General features: G+C 60.8%; 23 protein-coding genes. 12 read left to right on the forward strand and 11 right to left on the reverse strand.

All coding sequences use genetic code 11. The features are described 5' to 3' along the window. Positions 1-102 precede the first annotated feature (102 nt). Together ftsB and ispD are read left to right on the forward strand one after the other, a co-directional pair. On the forward strand, positions 103-381 hold the full coding sequence (gene ftsB, locus C4J89_RS06385) for a cell division protein FtsB (RefSeq protein ID WP_057723188.1): 279 nt from the start codon (positions 103-105) through the stop codon (positions 379-381). Next, a complete protein-coding gene (gene ispD, locus C4J89_RS06390) occupies positions 378-1,085 on the forward strand; it encodes a 2-C-methyl-D-erythritol 4-phosphate cytidylyltransferase (RefSeq protein ID WP_124414016.1) in 708 nt (235 codons plus the stop codon). The genes ftsB and ispD overlap by 4 nt, the downstream gene beginning before the upstream one ends. 98 nt (positions 1,086-1,183) lie before the next feature. Here ispD and C4J89_RS06395 read toward each other — a convergent pair whose 3' ends face one another. Next, complete coding sequence (locus C4J89_RS06395; protein ID WP_124414017.1) at positions 1,184-2,080, reverse strand: LysR substrate-binding domain-containing protein; 897 nt, start codon at positions 2,078-2,080, stop codon at positions 1,184-1,186. Positions 2,081-2,189: 109 nt separating this feature from the next. Here C4J89_RS06395 and C4J89_RS06400 point away from each other — a divergent pair, with 109 nt between their 5' ends. The 8 genes from C4J89_RS06400 to rpoS all read left to right on the forward strand — a co-directional run bounded on the left by C4J89_RS06400 (position 2,190) and on the right by rpoS (position 9,393). Further along, positions 2,190-3,302, forward strand: coding sequence for an S-(hydroxymethyl)glutathione dehydrogenase/class III alcohol dehydrogenase (locus C4J89_RS06400; RefSeq protein ID WP_065880066.1), 1,113 nt, complete (start codon positions 2,190-2,192; stop codon positions 3,300-3,302). Positions 3,303-3,392: 90 nt separating this feature from the next. Further along, positions 3,393-4,238, forward strand: coding sequence for an S-formylglutathione hydrolase (fghA, locus tag C4J89_RS06405; protein WP_124414018.1), 846 nt, complete (start codon positions 3,393-3,395; stop codon positions 4,236-4,238). A gap of 54 nt (positions 4,239-4,292) precedes the next feature. Continuing rightward, complete coding sequence (ispF, locus tag C4J89_RS06410) at positions 4,293-4,766, forward strand: 2-C-methyl-D-erythritol 2,4-cyclodiphosphate synthase (RefSeq protein WP_012722614.1); 474 nt, start codon at positions 4,293-4,295, stop codon at positions 4,764-4,766. After that, positions 4,763-5,821 carry a tRNA pseudouridine(13) synthase TruD gene (gene truD, locus C4J89_RS06415; RefSeq protein WP_124414019.1) on the forward strand — a complete coding sequence of 353 codons (1,059 nt, stop codon included), beginning with the start codon at positions 4,763-4,765 and terminating at the stop codon, positions 5,819-5,821. The genes ispF and truD overlap by 4 nt, the downstream gene beginning before the upstream one ends. Further along, positions 5,809-6,558: a 5'/3'-nucleotidase SurE gene (gene surE / locus C4J89_RS06420; RefSeq protein WP_124361626.1), complete on the forward strand. Its 750-nt coding sequence runs from the start codon at positions 5,809-5,811 to the stop codon at positions 6,556-6,558. The genes truD and surE overlap by 13 nt, the downstream gene beginning before the upstream one ends. A 41-nt stretch (positions 6,559-6,599) precedes the next feature. Further along, positions 6,600-7,235, forward strand: a complete 636-nt coding sequence (locus C4J89_RS06425) for a protein-L-isoaspartate(D-aspartate) O-methyltransferase (RefSeq protein WP_177413024.1) — start codon at positions 6,600-6,602, stop codon at positions 7,233-7,235. A gap of 208 nt (positions 7,236-7,443) precedes the next feature. Continuing rightward, positions 7,444-8,280, forward strand: a complete 837-nt coding sequence (locus C4J89_RS06430; RefSeq protein ID WP_124361627.1) for a peptidoglycan DD-metalloendopeptidase family protein — start codon at positions 7,444-7,446, stop codon at positions 8,278-8,280. A gap of 105 nt (positions 8,281-8,385) precedes the next feature. After that, the gene (gene rpoS, locus C4J89_RS06435; protein ID WP_124361628.1) at positions 8,386-9,393 is read left to right on the forward strand and encodes an RNA polymerase sigma factor RpoS; all 1,008 of its coding nucleotides are present in this window, start codon (positions 8,386-8,388) and stop codon (positions 9,391-9,393) included. Positions 9,394-9,638: 245 nt separating this feature from the next. Here the strand turns inward: rpoS and C4J89_RS06440 are convergent, their stop codons facing one another. Further along, positions 9,639-9,848 (reverse strand): cold-shock protein, encoded by a 210-nt coding sequence (locus C4J89_RS06440; RefSeq protein ID WP_002554837.1) that lies wholly within the window; start codon positions 9,846-9,848, stop codon positions 9,639-9,641. 387 nt (positions 9,849-10,235) lie between these two features. On the opposite strand from C4J89_RS06440, the gene dcd reads away from it, so the two are divergent. Together dcd and C4J89_RS06450 are read left to right on the forward strand one after the other, a co-directional pair. Beyond that, a complete protein-coding gene (gene dcd / locus C4J89_RS06445) occupies positions 10,236-10,802 on the forward strand; it encodes a dCTP deaminase (RefSeq protein ID WP_048719838.1) in 567 nt (188 codons plus the stop codon). A 108-nt stretch (positions 10,803-10,910) separates the two neighbouring features. Further along, positions 10,911-11,108: a hypothetical protein gene (locus C4J89_RS06450; protein ID WP_065886112.1), complete on the forward strand. Its 198-nt coding sequence runs from the start codon at positions 10,911-10,913 to the stop codon at positions 11,106-11,108. Between the two features lie 21 nt (positions 11,109-11,129). On the opposite strand, the gene pdeM is transcribed toward C4J89_RS06450, so the two are convergent. The 9 genes from pdeM to C4J89_RS06495 all read right to left on the reverse strand — a co-directional run bounded on the left by pdeM (position 11,130) and on the right by C4J89_RS06495 (position 21,442). Further along, positions 11,130-11,780: a ligase-associated DNA damage response endonuclease PdeM gene (pdeM, locus tag C4J89_RS06455; protein WP_124414021.1), complete on the reverse strand. Its 651-nt coding sequence runs from the start codon at positions 11,778-11,780 to the stop codon at positions 11,130-11,132. Beyond that, positions 11,780-14,260: a ligase-associated DNA damage response DEXH box helicase gene (locus tag C4J89_RS06460; RefSeq protein WP_124414022.1), complete on the reverse strand. Its 2,481-nt coding sequence runs from the start codon at positions 14,258-14,260 to the stop codon at positions 11,780-11,782. The genes pdeM and C4J89_RS06460 overlap by 1 nt, the downstream gene beginning before the upstream one ends. A gap of 57 nt (positions 14,261-14,317) precedes the next feature. Further along, positions 14,318-15,082, reverse strand: a complete 765-nt coding sequence (locus tag C4J89_RS06465; RefSeq protein ID WP_124414023.1) for an ABC transporter ATP-binding protein — start codon at positions 15,080-15,082, stop codon at positions 14,318-14,320. 13 nt (positions 15,083-15,095) lie between these two features. Then, positions 15,096-16,214, reverse strand: coding sequence for a succinylglutamate desuccinylase/aspartoacylase family protein (locus C4J89_RS06470; RefSeq protein WP_124414024.1), 1,119 nt, complete (start codon positions 16,212-16,214; stop codon positions 15,096-15,098). A 9-nt stretch (positions 16,215-16,223) separates the two neighbouring features. Beyond that, the gene (locus tag C4J89_RS06475; protein WP_124361632.1) at positions 16,224-16,934 is read right to left on the reverse strand and encodes an ABC transporter permease; all 711 of its coding nucleotides are present in this window, start codon (positions 16,932-16,934) and stop codon (positions 16,224-16,226) included. Beyond that, positions 16,931-17,659, reverse strand: a complete 729-nt coding sequence (locus C4J89_RS06480; RefSeq protein ID WP_124369896.1) for an ABC transporter permease — start codon at positions 17,657-17,659, stop codon at positions 16,931-16,933. The genes C4J89_RS06475 and C4J89_RS06480 overlap by 4 nt, the downstream gene beginning before the upstream one ends. Positions 17,660-17,716: 57 nt before the next feature. After that, the gene (locus C4J89_RS06485) at positions 17,717-18,496 is read right to left on the reverse strand and encodes a transporter substrate-binding domain-containing protein (RefSeq protein WP_057723170.1); all 780 of its coding nucleotides are present in this window, start codon (positions 18,494-18,496) and stop codon (positions 17,717-17,719) included. Between the two features lie 310 nt (positions 18,497-18,806). After that, positions 18,807-20,441, reverse strand: a complete 1,635-nt coding sequence (locus C4J89_RS06490) for an ATP-dependent DNA ligase (RefSeq protein WP_124414025.1) — start codon at positions 20,439-20,441, stop codon at positions 18,807-18,809. Further along, positions 20,438-21,442, reverse strand: coding sequence for a ligase-associated DNA damage response exonuclease (locus tag C4J89_RS06495; protein ID WP_124414026.1), 1,005 nt, complete (start codon positions 21,440-21,442; stop codon positions 20,438-20,440). Before C4J89_RS06495 ends, C4J89_RS06490 begins: the two co-directional genes overlap by 4 nt. Between the last annotated feature and the right edge of the window lie 35 nt (positions 21,443-21,477).

Consider the following 21,477-nt stretch of genomic DNA (forward strand, 5'->3'; position numbering starts at 1 on the left):
TGCTGACTGACAAGCACAAGCCTGGTTTATCCAGGCTTCGTGCTATCAGTTGCTGCAAAAGGTTTGCATGACTGTCTTTTTTCACTGGATACCCGGATTTCGATGCGCAGTCCCAATTGGTTGTTCCTCGTCTTGCTCTTGTTGCTGGCTGGCCTGCAGTACCGCCTATGGGTCGGTAACGGCAGCTTTGCGCAGGTGGAAGAGCTGACCCAGCAAATTGCCGACCAGCACGCCGAAAACGAACGTCTGCTGGAGCGCAACCGCGTGCTCGATGCCGAAGTGCTTGAGCTGAAAAAAGGCACGGAGACCGTTGAAGAGCGGGCGCGTCATGAACTGGGCATGGTCAAGGAGGGCGAAACCCTCTACCAGTTGGCCCAATGAACACCGAGTTACCGGCCTTCTGGGCCGTGATTCCGGCCGCGGGTGTTGGTGCCCGTATGGCCGCCGACCGTCCCAAGCAGTATCTGCAACTGGGCGGGCGCACCATTCTCGAACACAGCCTTGGCTGTTTCCTTGACCACCCTGCGCTGCAAGGGCTGGTGGTCAGTCTTGCGGTTGATGACCCCTACTGGCCCAGCCTGGCGTGTGCCGCCGATACGCGTATTCAGCGTGCGGATGGCGGATCGGAGCGCTCAGGTTCCGTGCTCAATGCGCTGCTTCAGCTCAATGCTCTGGGCGCCAGTGATGAAGATTGGGTGTTGGTGCACGATGCAGCGCGGCCCAATCTGAGCCGTGATGATCTCGACAAGCTATTGGGTGAACTGGCTGACGATCCCGTGGGTGGCCTGCTGGCCGTGCCGGCCCGTGACACCCTCAAGCGCGTCGACAAACAGGGCCGTGTCGTCGAGACCGTCGATCGCAGCCTGATCTGGCAAGCCTTCACGCCCCAGATGTTCCGCCTGGGCGCCTTGCACCGGGCGTTGGCGGACAGCCTGGTGGCCGATGCGGTGATTACCGACGAAGCCTCGGCCATGGAGTGGTCCGGCCAGGCACCACGCCTGATCGAAGGGCGTTCGGACAACATCAAGGTGACGCGGCCGGAAGACCTGGAGTGGCTGCGGTTGCGCTGGGCTAACCGCAGGTAGTCAGTCGCACCGCGTCGACTCCCACATTTGATTGGGTTCACAGATCAAAATGTGGGAGGGGGCTTGCCCCCGATGCGGCCTGGCCAGGCAACAAATAATCACCCGCTGTACTCCGGCCTTCCAGCCAACCCCTCCTTCAAAAAATCCACCAACTTCCTGACCTTCGGCGATAAATGCCGCTGCTGCGGATACAACGCCCACACCGCCGTATTCGGCGGCTGATGCGCCTCCAGCAGCGACACCAGCGCGCCACTGTGCAAGTGCTCCAGCACGTAATAGTCCGGCAACTGGCACAGCCCCATGCCCTGCAGCGCGGCATCCAGCACCGCCTGCCCACTGTTGCAGCGCCAGTTGCCCTGCACCCGCTGGGAAAATTCGCGGCCGTCCTGGGCCAATTGCCAGATGTCCGAACTGCCGATCAGGCAGTTGTGCCGACTCAATTCCGACAAACTGTGTGGCCGGCCATACAGGGCCAAGTAGGAAGGTGACGCACACAAATACATGCGGCGCGCAGCCAGGCGGCTGGCAACCATGCGTGAGTCTTGCAGGCGCCCGAGGCGAATTGCCAGGTCGAGCCCCTCGTGCACCAGGTCCAGCGGGCGGTTGCTCAGCTCGATATCGACGCGCAACTGTGGATAGAGCGCCATGAACGCGGTTACCAGCGGCACAATGAAACGTTCGCCATAGGCCACGGCGCAGGTCATGCGCAACATGCCCTTGGGTTCGCTGGTCAGGTCACCCACGGCGCGCAGGGCCTCTTCGCGTCCGTCCTGCAAGCGCTGGCAATGTTGCAGGAACGTCTGGCCCGCTTCGGTCAGCGTCACCTTGCGTGTACTGCGATATAACAGGCGGGTTTGCAGCCGTTCTTCCAGGCGCGCCACCTGGCGGCTGATATGGGACGACGACACCCCCAGGCGCTCGGCCGCAGCCGTGAATTGGCTGCACTCGGCCACAGCGACAAACTCATCGATGCCCTCCCAGCGATTCTCCAGCATGGTTATTGTCCCTGTACGGCAATAATGTTTTGCTTTCGTCTGGATTATTAATCAATCAGCCATGTTTTACACTGGTCCAATCAACTTTTACTCCATGGAGAAACCCCGGATGATCAAGTCCCGCGCCGCCGTAGCCTTCGAAGCCAAGAAACCCCTTGAGATTGTGGAAGTCGATGTCGCCATGCCCAAGGCGGGCGAAGTGCTGTTGCGCGTGGTCGCGTCCGGTGTGTGTCATACCGATGCCTACACGCTTTCAGGCGCAGACCCGGAAGGGATTTTCCCGTCGATCCTTGGTCATGAAGGCGGTGCAGTGGTCGAGGCCATTGGCGAAGGCGTAACCTCGGTGGCCGTCGGCGACCATGTGATCCCGCTGTACACCCCGGAATGCGGTCAATGCAAATTCTGCCTGTCCGGCAAGACCAACCTGTGCCAGGCCATCCGTTCCACCCAGGGCAAAGGCTTGATGCCTGACGGCACTACGCGTTTCTCCTACAAGGGCCAGCCGATTTTCCACTACATGGGGACCTCGACGTTCTCCGAGTACACCGTGCTGCCGGAAATTTCCGTCGCCAAGATTCCTAAAGAAGCGCCGCTGGAAAAGGTCTGCCTGCTGGGCTGTGGCGTGACCACCGGTATCGGCGCGGTGATCAATACCGCCAAGGTCAAGCCGGGTGACACCGTGGCCATCTTCGGTCTGGGCGGTATCGGTCTGTCGGCGGTGATTGGCGCGGTGAAAGCCAAGGCCGGTCGCATCATCGCCATCGACATCAACCCGGCCAAGTTCGAAATCGCCAAGCAACTGGGCGCTACCGACTGCATCAACCCGAAAGACTATGACCGCCCGATCCAGGACGTGATTGTCGATTTGACCGATGGCGGCGTGGACTTTTCCTTCGAGTGCATCGGCAATGTCCAACTGATGCGTGCGGCCCTGGAGTGCTGCCATAAAGGCTGGGGCGAGTCGGTGATCATTGGCGTGGCCGGTGCAGGCCAGGAAATCGCCACCCGTCCGTTCCAACTGGTGACCGGTCGCGTCTGGCGCGGCTCGGCCTTCGGCGGCGTACGCGGGCGTACCGAATTGCCAAGCTACGTGGAAATGGCCCAGACCGGCGAGATCCCGCTGGACACCTTCATCACCCACACCATGGGCCTGGAAGATATCAACAAAGCGTTTGACCTGATGCATGAAGGCAAGAGCATTCGTACCGTCATCCATTTTTGAAGCAGCGGCAAGCTACAAGCTGAAAGCTGCAAGTCGGGTGTGCGCCTTCTTGTCGCTTGAAGCTTGCAACTTGTAGCTGGGAGCACTCCTATGTCCCTGGAAAATATTTCCTGCCAGAAAAGCTTCGGCGGCTGGCATAAACGCTATAAGCATCATTCCGCTGTGCTTGATTGCGACATGACCTTCGCCGTCTACCTGCCGCCGCAGGCGGAGCAGGGGGGCAAGCTGCCGGTGCTGTATTGGCTGTCCGGGCTGACTTGCACCGACGAGAACTTCATGCAAAAGGCCGGCGCCCATCGCATGGCCGCCGAGCTGGGCTTGATCATCGTGGCGCCGGATACCAGCCCGCGCGGCCCCGGTGTGCCGGATGACCCGGATAGCGCCTGGGACTTTGGCCTGGGCGCCGGGTTCTATCTGAACGCCACCCAGGAACCCTGGGCCAGGCATTATCGGATGCATGACTATGTGGTGCAGGAATTGCCGGAGTTGGTGGAGGCGCATTTCCCTGCGTCAGACAAGCGGGGCATCAGCGGCCACTCGATGGGCGGCCACGGTGCGTTGGTCTGCGCGCTGCGCAACCCTGGGCGTTACCAGAGCGTGTCGGCGTTTTCGCCGATCAACAATCCGATGGACTGCCCCTGGGGCCAGAAAGCCTTCTCCCGTTACCTGGGAGAAGAGCGCTCGAAGTGGCGCGAATGGGATGCCTGCGTGCTGATCAGCGAAGCGTCGGAACAATTGCCGCTGTTGGTGGACCAGGGCGATCGCGACGATTTCCTCGCCGTGCAGCTCAAGCCCGAGGCCTTGCAGCAAGCCGCCAAGGCGGCCGGTCATCCGCTGGAACTGCGGCTGCAACCCGGCTACGACCACAGCTACTTCTTTATCGCCAGCTTCATCGATGACCATTTGCGCCATCATGGGCGTGCTTTGCTCGGTTAATGTGAGGCAAAAGTAGGTAGAATCACGCCCTGAATTAAATCGGGGCGTTTTTTTATGCGTATTGGCCACGGCTACGATGTGCACCGTTTCGCTGAAGGCGATTTCATCACTTTGGGCGGCGTGCGTATCGCGCACCACCATGGGCTGCTGGCTCATTCTGACGGCGACGTTGTGTTGCACGCCTTGAGCGATGCGTTGCTCGGCGCAGCGGCGTTGGGTGATATCGGCAAGCACTTTCCGGACACCGATCCAACCTTCAAGGGCGCCGACAGCCGTGTGTTGCTGCGCCATGTCGTCGGCTTGATCCACGCCAAAGGCTGGAAGGTCGGCAACGTCGATAACACCATCGTGGCCCAGGCGCCGAAAATGGCCCCGCATATCGAATCGATGCGCGCCCTGATTGCCGCAGACCTGCAAATAGAATTGGACCAAGTCAACGTGAAAGCCACCACCACCGAAAAGCTCGGGTTTACCGGTCGTGAAGAGGGCATCGCCGTGCACTCCGTCGCCTTGTTGCTGCGCGCATGAACGAACTTGAGTTGCTGGGCCCGCGTGCCTATGGCGAAGCGTTGGGCAGCGCGGTCCTGAAGGCCACCGCCGAAGATTTTCAGGTGGACGAAGTGCTCGATATCCCGCTGACTGGCGAAGGCGAGCACCTGTGGTTGTGGGTGGAGAAGCGCGGCCTGAATACCGAGGAAGCAGCGCGGCGTATCGCCAAGGCGGCTGGCGTGCCCTTGCGCACCGTCAGCTATGCCGGGCTCAAGGATCGCCAGGCATTGACCCGCCAGTGGTTCAGCGTGCAGTTGCCCGGCAAGGCCGACCCAAACATGAGTGCCGCCGAGAACGACACCCTGAGGATCCTGAAAACTGCGCGGCACAAACGCAAGCTGCAGCGCGGCGCCCATGCGGCCAACGGCTTTACCTTGCGCCTGACGCAGTTGAACGGTGATACCGCCGCCATCGACGCGCGTCTGCAACAGATTGCCCAGCACGGTATTCCCAACTATTTCGGTGCCCAGCGCTTTGGCCATAATGGCGGCAATGTCGTCGATGCCCGTGACTGGGCGGCTCGCAAGGCCCTTCCGGAACAGCGCAATGTACGTTCGCGGTTGCTGTCCACCGCCCGTAGCTTGCTGTTCAACAAAGTGTTGGCGGCGCGTGTCGCCGACGGCTCCTGGCAGCGCGCCCAAGTCGGCGACTTGCTGGCCTTCACCGACAGCCGCAGCTTTTTCCCGGCCGGTGAGGCTGAATGCAGCGACCCGCGCCTGGCGATCCTCGACTTGCATCCCACCGGCCCGCAGTGGGGGGAGGGCGAGTCTCCGGCGAAAGGTCTTACCTATGAATTGGAACAATCTGTCGCCGCCGCAGAAGCTGATCTGCGTGATTGGCTGGTGAATGCGGGAATGAGCCAAGAACGTCGCATTCTGCGGCTGCCCATTGGCGGGTTGACGTGGCATTATCCCGGGCCTGACATTCTGCAATTGGAATTCGTCCTGCCGGCTGGATGCTTCGCCACTGTATTGGTGCGCGAACTCGTTGATCTAGTGCCGGTGGGGCCGACGGACAACCCATGCGTATTCTGATATCAAACGATGACGGTGCCACCGCACCCGGCCTCGCCGCGCTTCATGCTGCGCTGGCGGATTACGCCGAATGCGTGGTGGTGGCCCCCGACCAGGACAAGAGCGGCGCCAGCAGTTCGCTGACGCTCGACCGTCCGTTGCACCCCAAGGTGCTGGCCAATGGCTTTATCAGCGTGAACGGCACCCCCACCGACTGCGTGCACCTGGCGATCAACAGCTTGTTGGAGCACGCGCCGGACCTAGTGGTGTCGGGCATCAACCTGGGCGCGAACCTGGGCGATGACGTGCTGTATTCCGGCACCGTGGCGGCCGCCCTTGAAGGGCGCTTTCTCGGCGGTATCGGGTTCGCCTTTTCCTTCGCCTCACGGCAACTGGATAACCTGGCGACGGCGGCGTACTACGCGCGCAAGTTGGTGCAAGCGCACGCGTCCCTGAACCTGCCGCCGCGCACTGTGCTTAACGTCAATATCCCCAACCTGCCTCTTGACCATATTCGCGGTATCCAACTGACGCGGCTGGGGCACCGTGCCCGTGCGGCGGCGCCTTTGAAGGTGGTCGACCCGCGTGGCAAGGAAGGCTATTGGATCGCCGCGGCCGGCGACGCCGAGGATGGTGGCGAGGGCACGGACTTTCATGCGGTGATGCAAGGCTATGTATCGATTACCCCGTTGCAATTCGATCGCACCTTCAGTGATGCCTTCAGTGGACTTGATGGCTGGCTGGAGGGACTGCGCTGATGGCTCGTGAACAAGACGACTTGCTGCGCCGTGGCATCGGGATGACTTCCCAGCGCACGCGCGAGCGTTTGATCCAGCGTCTGTACGAAGAAGGCTTGTCCAACGCGCAGGTGCTGGAAGTGATCCGGCGTACGCCTCGGCACCTGTTTGTCGACGAAGCCCTGGCGCACCGCGCCTACGAAGACACGGCGTTGCCGATCGGCCACAACCAGACCATCTCCCAGCCCTATATGGTCGCCCGCATGAGTGAGCTGTTGCTGGCTGCCGGGCCGTTGGACAAGGTGCTGGAAATCGGCACCGGCTCCGGCTATCAGACCGCCGTGTTGTCTCAGCTGGTCGAACGGGTGTTCTCGGTCGAGCGCATCAAGGTTCTGCAGGACAGGGCCAAAGAGCGCCTGGTGGAGCTGAACCTGCGTAACGTAGTGTTTCGTTGGGGTGATGGCTGGGAAGGCTGGCCGGCATTGGCGCCCTATAACGGCATCATTGTCACTGCGGTGGCCACCGATGTGCCGCAAGCGCTGCTCGATCAACTGGCGCCCGGCGGCCGGCTGGTCATCCCGGTGGGCTCCGGCGAAGTGCAACAATTGATGCTCATTATTCGCGAGGACAATGGCTTTTCCCGGCATGTGCTCGGGGCTGTGCGCTTCGTGCCGCTGCTCAACGGCCCGCTGGCCTGACATTTATTCCCTGATAGTGAATTCCATAGACGCGGATGTGTCTTACAGCGGGGTCTATAGATTCAACAATGGTGAGAGCCAGCATTAAACACGATGAATTTTTCGTTTCAGTCGTGTGCCGGTAAAAAGCCAATGCCCAGTTATACTTGCGTCATCTTTCAAGCCTGATACAGGCGTTAACGTTCAGCCACCACAAAGGGAGCGGCGGGTGAGTCTCACAGGTCCTGCGCAGCGAATGAGTAAAACAAGCTTTCAGCGACTGGTGCTTGGCCTTGTCTTGAGTTCCTTACTGGCAGCCTGCTCGAGCACGCCATCCGGCGGTGCGCGGGTGGTTGACCGCACCAATGCGGCACCGCAGAAGCCGACGGTGACCACCGGCCAATACGTCGTGCGCAAGGGCGATACGCTGTTCTCGATTGCCTTCCGTTATGGTTGGGATTACAAGGCCCTCGCAGCTCGTAACAACATTCCCGTGCCCTATACGATTCATCCGGGGCAGACAATTCGTTTCGATGGCCGCGCCGGTTCGGCGCCCACGGCAGTTGTGACAAAGTCGGGATCTTCGGCTTCTTCTTCGAGCAAAACCACGGTTATCACCAGGCCTGCAGGTACCGCCGCACCTTCGGTGGCGAGCAAGCCGGCACCCGCGCCGTTGCCACCTGCAGGGCCGGCGCCGACCGGTTGGGGATGGCCTTCAAACGGCGTGTTAATTGGAAAATTCTCTTCAAACGGCAGTTTGAATAAAGGCATTGATATCGCCGGGGATTTGGGACAGCCTGTTTTGGCTGCGTCTGATGGGACAGTGGTGTACGCCGGGAGTGGTCTACGGGGCTACGGCGAGCTGGTCATCATCAAACACAGCGATACCTACGTCAGTGCCTACGGTCATAACCGCAGGTTGTTGGTTCGGGAGGGGCAGCAGGTCAAGGTCGGACAGACAATTGCCGAAATGGGTTCAACGGGTACAGACCGGGTGAAACTGCACTTTGAGATTCGCCGTCAAGGGAAACCTGTAGACCCACTGCAATTCCTACCCCGTCGTTGATGTGTTGCCAGCCTGTTCCCTCACGTAGAAGGAACAGGCTCCAGCGTTGCCAAGGATAAAGGCGTCGCTTGAGCTTGAGGTCGAACTCACCAAAGGACTATAACAATGGCTCTCAGTAAAGAAGCGCCGGAGTTTGACATCGACGATGAGGTTCTCCTTATGGAGACCGGTATCGCTACGGAACCGATGTCAGATAATGAGGGGGCATCACCACCCTCAGTTCGCACCAAATCCAAAAACTCCTCCGCGTTAAAGCAACACAAGTATATTGATTACACACGGGCGCTCGACGCGACCCAGTTGTACCTCAATGAAATCGGCTTTTCCCCTCTGCTCACCCCCGAAGAAGAAGTTCATTTTGCGCGTCTGTCGCAGAAGGGCGATCCGGCTGGGCGCAAACGCATGATTGAAAGCAACCTGCGCCTGGTGGTTAAAATCGCCCGACGCTACGTCAATCGCGGATTGTCGCTGCTGGACTTGATCGAGGAGGGCAACCTGGGCTTGATCCGGGCGGTGGAGAAGTTCGACCCTGAGCGGGGCTTTCGCTTCTCGACTTATGCCACCTGGTGGATTCGCCAGACCATCGAACGGGCGATCATGAATCAGACCCGCACGATCCGGTTGCCGATCCATGTGGTCAAGGAGCTCAACGTGTACCTGCGGGCAGCGCGTGAGCTGACACAAAAACTCGATCATGAACCTTCGCCTGAAGAAATCGCCAACCTGCTGGAAAAACCGGTAGGGGAGGTCAAGCGCATGCTTGGCTTGAATGAGCGGGTGTCTTCGGTCGATGTCTCGCTGGGTCCGGATTCGGATAAAACCCTGCTGGACACCCTGACAGATGATCGCCCGACAGATCCGTGCGAGCTGTTGCAGGATGATGATCTGTCTCAAAGCATCGACCAGTGGCTGTCGGAGCTCACCGATAAGCAGCGCGAGGTGGTGATCCGCCGCTTCGGCCTGCGCGGCCATGAGAGCAGCACCCTGGAGGACGTAGGCCTGGAGATCGGCCTGACCCGTGAGCGGGTGCGGCAGATTCAGGTAGAGGGGCTCAAGCGCTTGCGCGAGATCCTCGAGAAGAATGGCTTGTCGAGTGAGTCGTTGTTTCAATAAACGACGCTGCTTGAATGCCGAATGTGGGAGGGGGTATAAGCCCCCTCCCACATTTTTTATGCCGATCGTTTGCTGATCGTTCCCACGCTCTGCGTGGGAATGCAGCACCAGGACGCTCTGCGTCCCATGGCGTGACGCAGAGCGTCACAAGAGTCATTTCCACGCAAAGCGTGGGAACGATCGGTTTCAGGCATAAAAAAACCCCGCTTTTGAGGGCGGGGTCTTTTCGACTAAGTCAGTACAAGTTAGATAACTTGAACTTCTTCAGCTTGCATGCCTTTCTGACCGCGGGTAGCGATGAAAGAAACCTGTTGGCCTTCTTTCAGGCTTTTGAAGCCGTCGGATTGGATAGCTTTGAAGTGAACGAACAGGTCGTCACCGGATTGTGGAGTGATGAAGCCGAAGCCTTTTTCATCGTTGAACCACTTAACGGTACCAGTTTGGCGATTAGACATGGTGTAACTCCTTGAACAAAGTTAACTGCGACTCAGGAAAAGCCCTGGCCGAGACTGAGTGCAAAGAGCAGGAAAAATTCTTGGAGATGGTTGGATCGAAATTCAACATATCGTGTAGAGATTCTCAGTGACACAAGCAACACAGTGACGCCACCTTAACCCTTTTTCCGGAACGTGCCAATGGTATTTCCGAAGGTTTCTCTATTTTCGTGACTGGCGGTGGTATTTATCGTCGTCGAAAGTCGCGCCAGGAGCCCCGGCCCCGTTGGCTGCGGGTAATGGAGGCGGGTGCATTCGTCATTAAAAGTCCTGCGCCCTTTGAACCCCACAGCCGGCCCCGGTAAGATGCCCCACAGAATTTTTTCACCTCGCATTCAGGACACCGCCATGAGCATCAAATCGGACAAGTGGATTCGCCGCATGGCGCAGGAACACGGCATGATCGAACCGTTCGTCGAGCGCCAGATCCGTGGCGAAGGCGACGCGCGCGTGATTTCGTACGGGGTTTCCAGCTATGGCTACGACGTGCGTTGCGCCGATGAATTCAAGGTGTTCACCAATATCAACTCGGCGATTGTCGATCCGAAGAACTTCGACGAAAAAAGCTTCGTCGACGTCAAGAGCGATGTCTGCATCATCCCGCCAAACTCCTTCGCCCTGGCCCGCACCGTGGAGTTCTTCCGTATCCCGCGTGACGTATTGACCATCTGCCTGGGTAAAAGCACCTACGCCCGTTGCGGCATCATCGTCAACGTGACCCCGCTGGAACCCGAGTGGGAAGGCCATGTGACCCTGGAGTTCTCCAACACCACCACCTTGCCGGCGAAAATCTACGCCAACGAAGGCGTCGCGCAAATGCTCTTCCTGCAGTCGGACGAGGCGTGTGAAGTGTCCTATAAGGACCGTGCCGGCAAGTATCAGGGCCAGCGTGGCGTCACGCTCCCACGCGCTTGATCGAAAGCTCCTACGCTCCAAGGGAATTAGTCTGCAGAAAGTGACTCTATCTAGGTGTACTGCCTCGGCGCGTGTAAAACGCGTCGAGCCACGCTTGAGGAGTGCCCTATGAAGATCAACCCGCGAATCAGCGCAGAACTTGCCCGGCTTGAACCCAACCAGATTGGTGTTCTGGCCTGGTCCCTGATGGCCGACCCTGCTTATGCGGGCGGCATTCCCGGCCAACCTGAACCGGACTATCCGCAGCCTACCGAACCGGGTGAGCCCACCTTGCCGGATGAGCCGCCTCCCGCACCTGTTGCCTGACCCTGCACGCACGCCTGTGCGTCACTGAACCGGCCAGACCTCATGATCGCCGATCACAAAGATTCGGCGCTCATCGTCCAGTTCCACTGCGTAACCGCCGGTAAAGGCGCCAAACGCCGGCAGCAGGCTGACGCGTTTGCCAATCTGGAAGCACGGCAGGCGCAGGCTCTGCCGGCCCTTGCCGCGCAAGCGATACACCGGATGGACATGCCCCGCCAGCACGTGATGGCTGGGATGGGCGTCCGGTTCGTGCTGTAGCGCGAATGGCCCTATCAATAGTGGCTCCGTCACCACCTCTATGTTCAGATCGGCAGGCGGATCGCCTGCGCGTTGATCGTGATTGCCGCGAATCAACGTGATCGGCAACTCAGCGTAACGCGCTCGCCAGGCCCTGAGTGCGCCCAGGGTGCCGCTGGCGTGGGAGCCTGGGCCGTGGAGGAAATCTCCGAGGAAGATCACCCGAGCGCAGGCAAAGGCCGCCAGCAACCGATCCAGGCGCTGCAGGTTTTCGCTCGTAGTGCCCTGGGGTACGGGTTGCCCGAGGCTGCGGTAGGCCGAGGCCTTGCCGAAGTGAGCGTCGGCGATCAGCAGGTATTGGCGCGCCGGCCAGTACACCGCCTTGTCCGCCAGCAGCCACAATTGCTCACCCTCAATCGTTACCGAACACACCATCAAGCGTTCCCTCTGTCCGCGACTTTTTCCAGGTCCTTGACCATCCGCGCAATGCGCTCCGAGAGTTTTTCCGAACTCAGGCTTTCGCGCATCCGCTCCACCAGCAGCGGAAAGGCCAGGGGGGTTGGCCGCTGGATCATATGCAGGTCCAGTTGCAGCGCCGACAAGCGAAGCAATGTCTCTTCCAGGCGCTGAATGTCCAGTTCGTTGCGCAGGACTTCTTCCCCTGCCTGGGTCAGCAGCAGATTGTGCGGATCATATTGTTTGAACACTTCGAAGAACAGGCCACTGGAGGCCTGCACCTGCCGGGTGCTTTTCGGTGCACCGGGGTAACCGGCGAACACCAGCCCGGCGATGCGTGCGATTTCGCGAAAACGCCGCAACGCCAGTTCACCGGCGTTAAGGCTGGCTGCCACGTCCGTGAGCAAATCCTGTGGGCTGAGCAGCGCCTCGGTCAACACGTCGGGCCAGTGCACCTCGGTGGCGCTCAGCAATTCCAACCCATAATCATTGACTGCAATGGAAAAGGTCACGGGTTGCTGCCGGCTGACTCGCCACGCCAGCAGACTCGCCAGCCCCAGATGCACCTGACGCCCGGCGAAGGGGTAGAGAAACAGGTGCCAGCCTTCGCGCGACTTGAGAAACTCCGCCAGCAAGTGATCACGGGTCGGCAGGCCGGACCAACGCAGTTGTGTCAGCAGCAATGGCTGCACCGCCTGCATCTCCGGGCCGTCGAAGCGACCCTGGGCCGCCGCGTCGAAGCGCTCGATCACCGCCTGCGCCAGCTCATTGGAAAGCGGCATGCGCCCGCCATTCCAGCGCGGCACGGCGGCTTTTTTCGCGGTGCTGCGGCGCACGTAGGCGGTCATGTTTTCCACGCGCACCAACTCCAGCAGGCGTCCGGCGAACAGAAAACCGTCGCCCGGCTTGAGTCGCGCAATAAAACCTTCCTCGACACTGCCGAGGTTTTTGCCGCCACCGCCCTTGCTCCAGTACTTCAGATGCATACTCGCATCGCTGACAATCGTGCCCACGCTCATGCGATGGCGGCGCGCCAGTCGGGCATCGGGAACGCGCCAGATGCCCTGTTCGTCGGGCTCTACGCGACGGTAATCCGGATAAGCGGTGAGCGACAGCCCGCCATGGCGCACAAAGGCCAGGGCCCAGGTCCAATCGGCGTCGGTAAGATCGCGATAGGCCCAGGCCCCGCGGACCTCCGCCAGCAGCGCATCCGGAGTAAACCCGCCGCCCAGGGCCATGCTGACCAGATGTTGCACCAGCACATCCAAGGGTTTGTGGGGCGATTCGCGGGCTTCGATGCGTCGCTGGGCAATCGCATCCTTTGCGGCGGCGGCTTCCACCAGCTCCAGGCTGTGGGTTGGCACCAGGGTCACCCGTGATGGCCGCCCCGGTGCATGCCCCGAGCGGCCGGCACGTTGCATCAGGCGCGCCACACCTTTGGCCGAGCCGATCTGCAACACCCGCTCCACCGGCAGGAAATCCACGCCCAGGTCCAGGCTGGAGGTGCACACCACCGCCTTGAGTTGGCCGTCTTTGAGCGCACGTTCCACCCAGTCCCGGGTCTCGCGCGACAGCGAACCGTGATGCAGCGCAATCAGGCCGGCCCACTCCGGCCTGGCCTCCAGCAGCGCCTGGTACCAGATTTCCGACTGCGCCCGGGTATTGGTGAACACCAGGCAACTGCTGCTGGCGTCTACTTCGGCCACCACTTGCGGCAGCATTTTCAAACCGATATGGCCGGCCCAGGGAAAGCGTTCGGCGATGGGCGGCAGCAGTGTGTCAACCAGCAACTGTTTGGGCGATTGCCCCTGCACATTGACGCCGCCACCCTGTGGGACCAATACATCCAGCGCGTGGGCCTGATTGCCCAAGGTCGCCGAAATACCCCACACCAGCAAGTCGGGATGCCAGCGTCGCAGCCGTGCCAACGCCAGTTGCAGTTGCACACCGCGCTTATTGCCGATCAGTTCATGCCATTCGTCCACCACCACCATGCGCAGATGCGCCAGGCTGACCTCACTGTCGGCGCGCGCAAGCATCAGCGTCAGGCTTTCCGGGGTGGTAATCAGCGCTGTGGGCTGGCGGCGGGTCTGACGGGCGCGTTCGCCGCTGCTGGTGTCGCCCGTGCGCAGGCCAACGCTCCAGGGGATCTGCAAGGCCGCCAGCGGCGCCTCAAGCGCGCGTGCGGTGTCGGCGGCCAAGGCGCGCATCGGTGTGATCCACAATACGGTCAGTGGTTCGGCCGGCGCCTTGCGCTTGCCGGTAGCGGGCGGGCGCGTGATGGCGAAACGATTGAGGGCAGCGAACCACAGCGCGTAGGTTTTACCCGCGCCGGTACTCGCATGCAGCAAGCCGGATTGGCCGTCCTTGACGGCCTTCCACACTTCTTTCTGGAATGCGAACGCACGCCAGCCACGGGTGGCAAACCATTGTTTTGCGAAGTGGACGGGTTTTGCCATGCGGCAGCTGACGCTCTGGAGGCTCTATTGCACAGACCCTCCAGGCGGCACAAAGGTTTACTTCAAGTTGCCGCTCAAAAACTGCTGCAGGCGCTCGCTCTTCGGATTGCCCAGCACGTCCGCCGGCGCACCTTGCTCTTCCACCCGGCCTTGATGCAGGAACAGCACCTGGCTGGAAACCTTGCGCGCAAAGCTCATTTCGTGGGTCACCATGATCATGGTGCGGCCTTCTTCTGCCAGGCCCTGAATCACCTTCAACACTTCACCGACCAACTCCGGGTCCAGTGCCGAGGTGGGTTCGTCGAACAGCATCACCTCGGGCTCCATCGCCAATGCGCGGGCAATCGCTACCCGTTGCTGCTGGCCGCCAGACAGGAATGCCGGGTATTGATCGGCCACCCGCGCGGGTAGGCCGACTTTGTCCAGGTAGCGCCGGGCGCGGTCTTCGGCGCCTTTCTTGCTGCACCCCAGCACCCGGCGCGGGGCCATGGTGATGTTTTCCAGCACGCTCATATGGCTCCACAGGTTGAAGTGCTGGAAGACCATCGCCAGCCGCGTGCGCAAGCGCTGCAACTCGGCATCGTCGGCCACGCGCATGCCGTGGCGGTCGCTGACCATGCGGATGGTTTGTCCGTCCAGGGTCATGGCGCCGTCGTTGGGCGTTTCCAGGAAGTTGATGCAGCGCAGGAAGGTGCTCTTGCCCGAGCCGCTGGCGCCGATCAGGCTGATCACGTCACCGGTCTTGGCCTTGAGCGAGACACCTTTGAGCACTTCATTGTCGCCATAGCTTTTATGCAGGCCTTCAACGGTCAATTTGTACATGGGGCGTGCATCCTCAAGGCGAAAGTAAGTAGCCGCTACGGTAGGCCTCAGTGCCGGCGACATGGCTGATCACCATCCCGGCAGTGGCCATGCGGCGTAGCGAGCGGGCGTAAAGCAGGCCGGCATGTTGGCAGTGCACGGGCGTTACGCGGTCAGTGATGGGGTCGATGATTTCTGCGATCAGTTGCCCGGCTTCCAGGTATTCCCCCGGCAAGGCACTGAACACCAGCAAGCCGCCCACCGGTGTGGTCACCGGCTCCACCCCCGCCAATGGCGTGGCCGGGTAGGGCAGCGGGGGCAGGGGCGCCGCGTCGCCTTCAATCGCGCCGAAGTGGATCAGGTAATCGATGATCGCCTGGCAGTCCAGGGCCGCCAGGCCGTGGTTGACGTCGCCTTGGCCGCGCAATTCGACGGTCACGGAAAAGCTGCCCAGGGGGATCGGGAAGCGCGCGCCGAAGCGTTGCCGCAACTGCCACCACACCAGGGTGAAACATTCATCAAAGGACTGCCCGCCGGAGTCGGTGGCCAGCAGGTTGGCCTCCGAGCCCAGGTAACGCGCCAACGGTTCCACCTGTGGCCAGGCCTCAGGCGTGGTGTAGAGGTGCGCCACGGCTTCGAAATCGCAATGCAGGTCCAGCACCATGTCGGCATCGCACGCCAGGCGTTGCAGCACCAGGCGTTGGGATTGCAGTTGCGTCGACGCGGTTTGCCTGGCGAGGGCGTCGGATAACGCGGCGCGGATCAATCGGGCGTTGTGCTGGGGGGCATCGCTCAGCGAGTCTTCAACCTGATCACCGACTGCGTCGCTGAGGTCGACGAACAGGCGATTGAAATTCTGCCCGCTTTCCAGCTCGTAGCGGCCCAGGGGGATGTCCATCAACACCTGTTCCAGCCCCACCGGATTGGCGACCGGCACCACCACGATTTTGCTGCGCAAGCGCCCGGCGGCCTCCAGCTGCGCCAGGCGCACCTTCAGGTGCCAGGCCACCAGCATGCCCGGCAGTTCATCGGCATGCAGGGACGATTGGATGTAAATCTTGCGGTCGGCCTGTTCCGGGCCGAAATGGAAACTGTGAATCTGCCGCGCCGTGCCAGGCACTGGCGCAATCAGGTCATGTTGCTGATGACGCATGAAAGCTCCTTAATGGCTCGGCCCGAGGAAGGCCAGCCAGCGGCGTTCGGCCAATCGGAACAGACCGACCAGAGCGAAGGTCACGGCCAGGTAGATCAAGGCGGCGATGCCGAACGATTGAAAGGTCATGAAGGTGGCCGAGTTGGCGTCCCTGGCGACTTTGAGGATGTCCGGGATGGTGGCGGTGAACGCCACGGTGGTCGAATGCAGCATCAGGATCACTTCGTTGCTGTAGTAGGGCAACGAACGGCGCAGCGCCGACGGCATGATCACATAGGCATACAACTTCCAACCGCTCAACCCGTAGGCCTTGGCCGCTTCGACTTCGCCGTGGGCCATGCTGCGGATTGCCCCGGCGAAAATTTCTGTGGTGTAGGCGCAGGTGTTGAGGGCGAAGGCCAGGATCGTGCAGTTCATCGCATCGCGAAAGAACGCATCGAGCACCGGTTGCGCACGCACGGCGGCGATGCTGTAGATGCCGGTGTAGCAAATCAGCAACTGAATGTAGAGCGGCGTGCCGCGAAACAGGTAGGTGTAGAACTGCACCGGCCAGCGCACCAGGCGCCTGCGCGAGACACGGGCGATAGACAGTGGAATCGACACCACAAACCCAATCACCAGGGCCGCGCTGAGCAGCCACATAGTCATGGCCAGGCCGGTGATGTGCTGGCCGTCGCTATAAAGGAAGGGGCGCCAGTATTCCTGCAAAAGCTCGATCATCGCACGGCCTCCCGTGAGCCTGCGGCGTAGCGCCGTTCAAGACGACGCAGGACGAAGTTGGACGCGCTGGTGATCAACAGGTAGATCAGCGCGGCGAGCACCAGGAAGTAGAACAGTTGGTAGGTGCTCTTGCCGGCATCCTGGGCGGCTTTCACCAGGTCGGCCAGGCCGATGATCGACACCAGGGCGGTGGCCTTGAGCATCACCATCCAGTTATTGCCGATGCCCGGCAGGGCGAAGCGCATCATCTGCGGGAAGGTCACGTAGCGAAACCGTTGCCCGCGCTTGAGCCCGTAGGCGGTGGCGGCTTCCAGCTGGCCGCGGGGCACGGCGAGAATCGCGCCCCGAAAAGTCTCGGTGAAATAAGCACCGTAGATAAAGCCCAGGGTGATGACCCCGGCGCTGAATGGGTCTATCTCGATGTACTCCCATTCCATAACGTCGGTCAGGCCGGTCAGCCAGGTTTGCAGGCTGTAGAAAATCAATAGCATCAACACCAGGTCGGGTACGCCGCGAATCAAGGTGGTGTAGAGCTGGGCGGGGATACGCAGGAAGGGGAGGCTGGAGAGTTTCGCGCTGGCGCCGAGCAGGCCCAGCAACACGCTGACGGCCAGGGACAGCACCGACAATTTAAGGGTCATCCAGGTGCCTTGCAGCAACAGCGGGCCGAAACCCTTCAAGCTGAACGCGCTCAGCCCGAGGGTTTGCAACAGATCTTCGAACATAAATCAGGACCTATGGCGATAAAAAAGCGCCCCTTCAAAAAAGGGGCGCCCCAGGCATTATTTGCCGCTGTACAGGTTCAGATCGCCAAAGTGTTTCTTCTGAATAGTGGCGTAGGTGCCATCATCGTGTAACGCTTTGATACCTTTATCCAAAAGAGCCTTGAGCTCAGTGTTACCTTTTTTGATACCGATCGCGGTTTTCGACGGCAGCAGCGGGTCATCGATTGCTGCGCTGACTTCGTATCCAGCACCGGCTGGGGACTTCAGAAAACCCAGTTCAGCCTGCAGCATATCCTGCACTGAGGCATCGAGACGGCCGGACGTCAGGTCCGCATATACCTGATCCTGGTTGGCGTAGGCCTTGGTGGTCACGCCGGCCTTGTCCAGCACAGCCTTGGCGTAGGCTTCCTGGATGGTGCCCTGCTCGTAGCCCACGGATTTGCCCTTGAGCGACTCAGGCGTCGAGTACCCGGCGCCTTTCTTGAACACCAGCGAGGTTGGCCCCGAGAACAGCTCGTTGGAGAAGTCGATCGCCTTCTCACGTACCGGGGTCACGGTCATGGACGAAATCACACCGTCGAACTTGTTGGCTTTCAGGCCCGGAATCATGCCGTCGAAATCGCTTTCAACCCATTTGCACTTGACCTTCAGCTCTGCACAAATCGCATTGCCCAGATCGATGTCGAAGCCCACCAGGCTGCCGTCGGCGGCTTTGGATTCGAACGGCGCGTAGGAGGGATCGACACCGAAACGCAATTCCTTGTATTCCTTGGCGGTTGCAACACCTGCAGCCATGCACAGAGCCAGTGCAGAAAGGGTCAGCAATGCTTTTTTCATTATGTATTCCCTGGAAACCAAGATAAGCGCTTGTGGCGCATTTAGGACTGTTACTGAACGGTGTCAGACGGATCCCAAGTAGCAATTTCTGCACCATAGTTCCGAATGATCGTTTTAAAAGGTGGGATGAGGGATTTCTGAGCGTAGGAAATGCCCATTAGCGGGCACTGATAGAGTAGTGCACCATTTAGGATCGAACGGAAATCCAAATGTGGGAGGGGGCTTGCCCCCGATGGGGGTGTGTCAGTCACAGCATCTGCGTCTGACCCACTGCTATCGGGAGCAAGCCCCCTCCCACATTTGAACTGGGTCAGGCCAGTAAGTCCTGCAGCGTCGCGAGATTGTCGGCTTCCTCCACCGGTTTGTCCTGGCGCCAACGCAACATCCGTGGGAACCGCACCGCAATTCCGCTTTTATGCCGCTTGGACAGGGCGATGCCTTCGAAACCCAACTCAAACACCATGCTCGGCGTAACGCTGCTGACCGGGCCGAATTTTTCCACCGTGGTTTTGCGCACAATCGCGTCGACCTTGCGCATTTCTTCGTCAGTCAGCCCGGAATAGGCCTTGGCGAACGGCACCAGGGTGCGCTCGCTGCCCGGCGGGCCGTCCCACACCGCGAAGGTGTAATCGCTGTACAGGCTGGCGCGTCGGCCATGGCCGCGCTGAGCGTAGATCAACACCGCGTCGACGCTGAACGGGTCGACCTTCCACTTCCACCACAGGCCCATATCCTTGGTGCGGCCCACGCCGTAGAGGCCTTTGCGGTCCTTGAGCATCATGCCTTCCACACCCAGGCTGCGGGAGGCTTCGCGCTGCTCGGCCAACGCCTGCCAGGTTGGCCCCTCAAGCAGCGGCGAGGGCAATAACACCGGTTGGTTACACGCTGCGATCACGCTTTCGAGCTGCGCACGCCGTTCAGCCAGAGTGTGGTTGCGCCAGTCGTCGCCTTGAAACTCCAGCAGGTCATAGGCAAGCACCGCCACCGGCGCATCCTCCAGTACCTTTTTACTCAGGGTTTTGCGGCCGATGCGCTGCTGCAGTAGGGCGAAGGGTTGCACCGCGTCCTTCCAGACCAAGATCTCACCGTCGATCACCGTGCCATCCGGCAAGCCACTGACCAGGCTGTGCAGCTCGGGGAAACGCTCGGTCACCAATTCTTCACCGCGCGACCACACCCACAGGCGCCCCTCACGCTTGACCAGTTGCGCGCGTATGCCATCAAACTTCCATTCCACCTGCCAGTCGGCGGGGGAGCCGAGCAGGGCATCGAACTGCTCCACTGGTTGCGCCAAGCCATGGGCGAGAAAAAACGGATAGGGCTGACCTCCACGTTGCGCATGTTCGTCGGACGATTCGGCAGCGATCAACTTGAGGTAGCCCGCAGCCGTAGGGCGATTGGACAAGTCGGTGTAGCCCACCAGCCGTTGCGCCACGCGCTTGCTGTCGAGCCCGGCCATGGCGGCAAGCGCGCGGGTCACCAGCAGCTTGGACACGCCCACGCGAAAGCTGCCGGTGATCAACTTGATGCACACCATCAGGCTCGGTTGATCCAGCTGCGCCCACAGCGCAGGCAGGCGTTCGGCCAGTTCAGCAGGCGCAAGGCCGCGCAGCGGCAGCAGTTTTTCTTCCAGCCACACCGCCAGGCCGTCTTCGGAGGTGTAGGTCGATTCGGGTAGCAGCAGGGAAATCGTCTCGGCCAGGTCGCCGACGGACTGGTAACTCTCTTCGAACAACCACGGCTCGATGCTCGCCGCTTGGGTCGCCATATCCCTCAGCAGACGGGTCGGTACCAGTTGCCGCGGCCGCCCGCCGGAGAGGAAGTACACCGCCCATGCCGCATCCTCCGGCGGTGCCTGCTGAAAGTAGTCTTGCAGCGCCGCGAGCTTGGCGTTGCTGGAGGTCGTCGCGTCGAGGTTGGCGTACAGCTCGGCGAAGGCTTTCATGCGCTGGCCTCCTCTTCGTCATCGCCATATTCGGTGCTGAAACCCTGGGCATCCAGGCCTTTTTCGCGCAGATGGCGCACCAGTACGCCGACCGAGCCGTGGGTGACCATCACCCGTTCGGCGCCGGTCTGTTCGATGGCCCACAACAGTCCGGGCCAATCGGCGTGGTCCGACAGCACAAAGCCACGGTCGACCCCGCGCCGCCGCCGAGTCCCGCGCAGGCGCATCCAGCCGCTGGCGAACGCGTCGCTGTAATCGCCAAAGCGGCGTATCCAAGTGCTGCCGCTGGTGGAGGGCGGGGCGATGATCAAGGCCTGGCGCAGCAGCGGGTCGTTTTTTTTGAAGTCGCCGACGTACAGCGTTTCCGGAATGTACACCCCGGCTTCGCGGTACACCCGGTTCAACGGCTCGACGGCGCCATGGCTGAGGATCGGGCCGATGCTGGCATCGATGCCATGCAGAATGCGCTGGGCCTTGCCGAAGGAATAGCAGAACAGCACGCTGGCTTTGCCGGCGGCGATATTGGCCTGCCACCAGTCATTAATGCCGGCAAAAATCTGCGCCTGCGGCTGCCAGCGGTAGATCGGCAGGCCAAAGGTTGATTCGGTAATGAAGGTGTGGCAGCGCACCGGTTCGAACGGCGCGCACGTGCCGTCGGGTTCGACCTTGTAGTCGCCGGACGCGACCCAGACTTCGCCCTGGTATTCCAGGCGCACCTGGGCTGAGCCCAACACATGCCCGGCCGGATGAAAACTCAACGTCACACCGTGGTGCACCAACTGTTCGCCGTAGGCCAGGGTTTGCAGGTTGATGTCCTGGCCCAGGCGCGAACGCAGGATGCCTTCGCCGGGGGCGGCGGCCAGATAATGTTGATTGCCGGTGCGGGCGTGGTCGCCGTGGGCATGGGTGATGACGGAGCGTTCCACCGGGCGCCAGGGGTCGATGTAGAAATCCCCGGCGGGACAATAGAGGCCTTCGGGTCGGGCAATGACAAGGTCCATGGGGTGACCGAGGAGGTGGGCTTATCATTTAGGAG

Origin of the sequence: Pseudomonas sp. R4-35-07, from assembly GCF_003852235.1 — a bacterium.
GTDB lineage: Bacteria > Pseudomonadota > Gammaproteobacteria > Pseudomonadales > Pseudomonadaceae > Aquipseudomonas.

Excerpts from the sequence above, each read along its gene's own strand:
- ftsB (WP_057723188.1), top strand. The coding sequence starts at position 103 with ATGCGCAGTCCCAATTGGTTGTTCCTCGTCTTGCTCTTGTTGCTGGCT.
- ispD (WP_124414016.1), top strand. The coding sequence starts at position 378 with ATGAACACCGAGTTACCGGCCTTCTGGGCCGTGATTCCGGCCGCGGGT.
- C4J89_RS06395 (WP_124414017.1), bottom strand. The coding sequence starts at position 2,080 with ATGCTGGAGAATCGCTGGGAGGGCATCGATGAGTTTGTCGCTGTGGCC.
- C4J89_RS06400 (WP_065880066.1), top strand. The coding sequence starts at position 2,190 with ATGATCAAGTCCCGCGCCGCCGTAGCCTTCGAAGCCAAGAAACCCCTT.
- fghA (WP_124414018.1), top strand. The coding sequence starts at position 3,393 with ATGTCCCTGGAAAATATTTCCTGCCAGAAAAGCTTCGGCGGCTGGCAT.
- ispF (WP_012722614.1), top strand. The coding sequence starts at position 4,293 with ATGCGTATTGGCCACGGCTACGATGTGCACCGTTTCGCTGAAGGCGAT.
- truD (WP_124414019.1), top strand. The coding sequence starts at position 4,763 with ATGAACGAACTTGAGTTGCTGGGCCCGCGTGCCTATGGCGAAGCGTTG.
- surE (WP_124361626.1), top strand. The coding sequence starts at position 5,809 with ATGCGTATTCTGATATCAAACGATGACGGTGCCACCGCACCCGGCCTC.
- C4J89_RS06425 (WP_177413024.1), top strand. The coding sequence starts at position 6,600 with ATGACTTCCCAGCGCACGCGCGAGCGTTTGATCCAGCGTCTGTACGAA.
- rpoS (WP_124361628.1), top strand. The coding sequence starts at position 8,386 with ATGGCTCTCAGTAAAGAAGCGCCGGAGTTTGACATCGACGATGAGGTT.
- C4J89_RS06440 (WP_002554837.1), bottom strand. The coding sequence starts at position 9,848 with ATGTCTAATCGCCAAACTGGTACCGTTAAGTGGTTCAACGATGAAAAA.
- dcd (WP_048719838.1), top strand. The coding sequence starts at position 10,236 with ATGAGCATCAAATCGGACAAGTGGATTCGCCGCATGGCGCAGGAACAC.
- C4J89_RS06450 (WP_065886112.1), top strand. The coding sequence starts at position 10,911 with ATGAAGATCAACCCGCGAATCAGCGCAGAACTTGCCCGGCTTGAACCC.
- pdeM (WP_124414021.1), bottom strand. The coding sequence starts at position 11,780 with ATGGTGTGTTCGGTAACGATTGAGGGTGAGCAATTGTGGCTGCTGGCG.
- C4J89_RS06460 (WP_124414022.1), bottom strand. The coding sequence starts at position 14,260 with ATGGCAAAACCCGTCCACTTCGCAAAACAATGGTTTGCCACCCGTGGC.
- C4J89_RS06465 (WP_124414023.1), bottom strand. The coding sequence starts at position 15,082 with ATGTACAAATTGACCGTTGAAGGCCTGCATAAAAGCTATGGCGACAAT.
- C4J89_RS06470 (WP_124414024.1), bottom strand. The coding sequence starts at position 16,214 with ATGCGTCATCAGCAACATGACCTGATTGCGCCAGTGCCTGGCACGGCG.
- C4J89_RS06475 (WP_124361632.1), bottom strand. The coding sequence starts at position 16,934 with ATGATCGAGCTTTTGCAGGAATACTGGCGCCCCTTCCTTTATAGCGAC.
- C4J89_RS06480 (WP_124369896.1), bottom strand. The coding sequence starts at position 17,659 with ATGTTCGAAGATCTGTTGCAAACCCTCGGGCTGAGCGCGTTCAGCTTG.
- C4J89_RS06485 (WP_057723170.1), bottom strand. The coding sequence starts at position 18,496 with ATGAAAAAAGCATTGCTGACCCTTTCTGCACTGGCTCTGTGCATGGCT.
- C4J89_RS06490 (WP_124414025.1), bottom strand. The coding sequence starts at position 20,441 with ATGAAAGCCTTCGCCGAGCTGTACGCCAACCTCGACGCGACGACCTCC.
- C4J89_RS06495 (WP_124414026.1), bottom strand. The coding sequence starts at position 21,442 with ATGGACCTTGTCATTGCCCGACCCGAAGGCCTCTATTGTCCCGCCGGG.